The 629-nt window shown below is 69.3% G+C and carries 1 protein-coding gene; it reads left to right on the forward strand.

Features of this window, described 5'->3' with window-relative positions; translation table 11 throughout:
* A partial coding sequence (locus tag MOV75_RS41005; RefSeq protein ID WP_247008553.1) for an efflux RND transporter permease subunit occupies positions 1 to 629 on the forward strand: 629 nt, incomplete at both ends.

Genomic DNA, 629 nt, shown 5'->3' on the forward strand with positions numbered 1-629 from the left:
GGCACCGCTGTGTTCCTGACCAGCGATCCCTCGTTCGTGCCGACCGCGCTGGCCGCCTCCCCGCTCACCCAGATGCGCTATGTGCCGCTGTCCTCGGTTGCGACCGTCGATGCGACGCCCGGTCCCAACCAGATCAGCCGCGAGAACGGCAAGCGGCGCATCGTCGTCACCGCCAATGTCCGCGCGCGCGATCTCGGCTCCTTCGTGTCCGAGGCGGAAGCGGCGGTGGCGGAGAAGGTCAAGCTGCCGCCGGGTTACTGGATCGGCTGGGGCGGGCAGTTCGAGCAGCTGGTGTCCGCGACCAAGCGGCTGACGATCGTGGTGCCGGTGGCGCTGTTGCTGGTGTTCCTGCTGCTGTTCATGGGGATGGGATCGGCGGCCGATGCGGCGCTGGTGTTCTCAGGCGTGCCGTTGGCGCTGACCGGCGGCGTTGCCGCGCTGCTGCTGCGCGACATCCCGTTGTCCATCAGCGCCGGTGTCGGCTTCATCGCGCTATCGGGCGTCGCCGTGCTCAACGGCCTCGTCATCATCGCCTTCATCGAGCGTCTCCGCAGCGAGGGACACCCCATCGCGGACGCGGTGCGCGAGGGTGCGCTGACGCGGCTGCGCCCGGTGTTGATGACGGCGCT

It is taken from the genome of Bradyrhizobium sp. PRIMUS42, from assembly GCF_023006515.1.
GTDB lineage: Bacteria > Pseudomonadota > Alphaproteobacteria > Rhizobiales > Xanthobacteraceae > Bradyrhizobium.